General features: G+C 71.8%; 2 protein-coding genes. Both read right to left on the reverse strand.

Features of this window, described 5'->3' with window-relative positions:
• Positions 1–827: winged helix-turn-helix domain-containing protein (locus VQ02_RS33600; RefSeq protein WP_048448620.1), on the reverse strand; the 827-nt coding region annotated here is incomplete at its 3' end.
• A gap of 4 nt (positions 828–831) precedes the next feature.
• Complete coding sequence (gene ilvD / locus VQ02_RS33605; RefSeq protein WP_048448621.1) at positions 832–2,619, reverse strand: dihydroxy-acid dehydratase; 1,788 nt, start codon at positions 2,617–2,619, stop codon at positions 832–834.
• Position 2,620 lies beyond the last annotated feature (1 nt).

The raw sequence follows: 2,620 nt of genomic DNA on the forward strand, positions 1-2,620 counted from the left end.
CGGGGGTACTTCGCGTCGCGGTGGAGGTAGGCCGGGGGCCAGCCGGGCACCTCGGCCGGGAGCAGGGTGCCCTCGTCGACGAGCCGGGCGATGGCGACGGCGGCATCCGAAGGGTCGAGGCGGAAGTAGTCGCGCAGCTCCGCGGCCGTGGCGAGGCCGAGCGCCCGGGCGGAGAGGTCGATGAGACGGGCCTGCGCCTCCGCCTCCGGCACGTCGGGCAAGGAAAAAATGTCCGGTGGGATCACCCGCTCGGTGAGGTCGTAGACCCGCTCGAAGCTGCGCCGCCGCGTCGCGGTGGTGACGTGGCCGGCGTAGAACAGCCATTCGAGCATGCGCTTGGGCTCGCTCCATTCCCACCAGCCGGCCCGGCCGGTCTGGACGTCGGAGGCGGCCATCGGGCCCTCGTCGCGCAGGCGCGCGAGCAAGGCCATCGCCTCCGCCCGGCGCTCGGTCGCGAAGGCCCGCATGCCGGTGTAGCCGGCCTGACCCCGGTCGGCCCTGGCCATGCGCCAGCGCAGGAGCGGGTGGAGGGAGAGCGGCAGCAGCGAGCACTCGTGGGCCCAGTACTCGAACAGCCGCCGGTCGCGCTTCGGTCCCCAGGCCCGGCGGTCGAGGAGGGCGGTGTCGTAGGCGCCGAGCCGCGAGAAGGCCGGCAGGTAGTGGGCCCGCACCAGGACGTTGACGCTGTCGATCTGGTGCAGGCCGAGCCGGTCGATCGTGGCGGCGAGGTGCCGGTGCCCGGCGGCCCCGGGCCGTGCGGCATGGAAGCCCTGCGCCGCCAGGGCGACCCGGCGGGCCTCGCGAGGCGTCAGCCGCACGACCGTCACGGGGTCAGATCTTCCGCACGGCCCCGTGGGCGGCGCTGGTGGTCATGCTGGCAAAGGCGCGCAAAGCCGCGCTCACCTTGCGCTTCCTCGGGGCGGCGGGCTGCCAGCCCTTGGCGGCTTGCGCGGCGCGCCGGCGCTCGATCTCGGCGGGATCGACCGCGAGGTGGATGCGGCGGTTCGGGATGTCGATCTCGATCTGGTCGCCCTGCTCGACGAGGCCGATCAGCCCGCCCTCCGCGGCTTCCGGCGAGACGTGGCCGATCGAGAGGCCCGAGGAGCCGCCCGAGAAGCGCCCGTCGGTGACGAGGGCGCAGGCCTTCCCTAGTCCCTTCGACTTCAGGTAGCTCGTCGGGTAGAGCATCTCCTGCATGCCGGGGCCGCCGCGGGGGCCCTCGTAGCGGATCAGCACCACCTCGCCGGCCTGGACCTTGCCGCCGAGGATGCCCTCCACCGCCGCGTCCTGGCTCTCGAACACGTGGGCGGGGCCGGAGAAGGTCAGGATGCTGGCGTCCACCCCGGCGGTCTTCACGATGCAGCCGTCCTCGGCGAGGTTGCCGTACAGGACCGCGAGGCCGCCATCCTGCGAGTAGGCGTGCGCCGCATCGCGCACCACGCCGCCCTCCCGGTCGAGGTCGAGCTCGTCGAAGCGCGAGGCCTGGCTGAAGGCGACCTGGGTCGGCACGCCGCCCGGTGCCGCGCGGTAGAACTCGCGCACGCTCTCGCTACCGGTACGGGCGACGTCCCAGCGCGCCAGCGCGTCCTTCAGCGTCCCGGCGGCGACGTTGCCGACATTCGTATCGATGAGCCCCGCCCGGTCGAGCTCGCCGAGGATCGCCATGATGCCGCCGGCGCGATGCACGTCCTCCATGTGGACGTTGGCGACGGCGGGAGCGACCTTGCACAGGACCGGCACCCGGCGCGACAGCCGGTCGATGTCGGCCATGGTGAAGGGCACCTCGCCCTCGTAGGCGGCGGCGAGCAGGTGCAGCACCGTGTTGGTCGAGCCGCCCATGGCGATGTCGAGGGTCATGGCGTTCTCGAACGCCGTCATCGAGGCGATCGCGCGCGGCAGCACGGAAAAGTCGTCCTGCTCGTAGTGGCGCCGGGCGAGGTCGACGATCAGGTGGCCGGCCTCGACGAAGAGGCGCTTGCGGTCGGCGTGGGTCGCCAGCACCGAGCCGTTGCCGGGCAGCGACAGGCCGAGCGCCTCGGTGAGGCAGTTCATCGAGTTCGCGGTGAACATGCCCGAGCACGAGCCGCAGGTCGGGCAGGCCGAGCGCTCGATCACCTGCACGTCCTCGTCGGTGACGCGGTCGTCGGCGGCGGCGATCATGGCGTCGACGAGGTCGACCTTCTTGATCCCGGTGGTGAGGTGGACCTTGCCGGCCTCCATCGGCCCGCCGGAGACGAAGACCACCGGGATGTTGAGGCGCAAGGCCGCCATCAGCATGCCGGGGGTGATCTTGTCGCAGTTCGAGATGCACACCATGGCGTCGGCGCAGTGCGCGTTGACCATGTACTCGACCGAATCCGCGATCAGGTCGCGGGACGGCAGCGAGTAGAGCATGCCGTCATGGCCCATCGCGATGCCGTCATCGACCGCGATGGTGTTGAACTCCTTGGCGACGCCGCCCGCGGCCTCGATCTCCCGCGCCACGAGCTGGCCGAGGTCCTTCAGGTGGACGTGGCCGGGCACGAACTGCGTGAACGAGTTCACCACCGCGATGATCGGCTTGCCGAAATCGGCGTCCTTCATGCCGGTGGCGCGCCACAGGCCGCGGGCGCCGGCCATG

Origin of the sequence: Methylobacterium variabile, assembly GCF_001043975.1 — a bacterium.
Classification (GTDB): domain Bacteria; phylum Pseudomonadota; class Alphaproteobacteria; order Rhizobiales; family Beijerinckiaceae; genus Methylobacterium; species Methylobacterium variabile.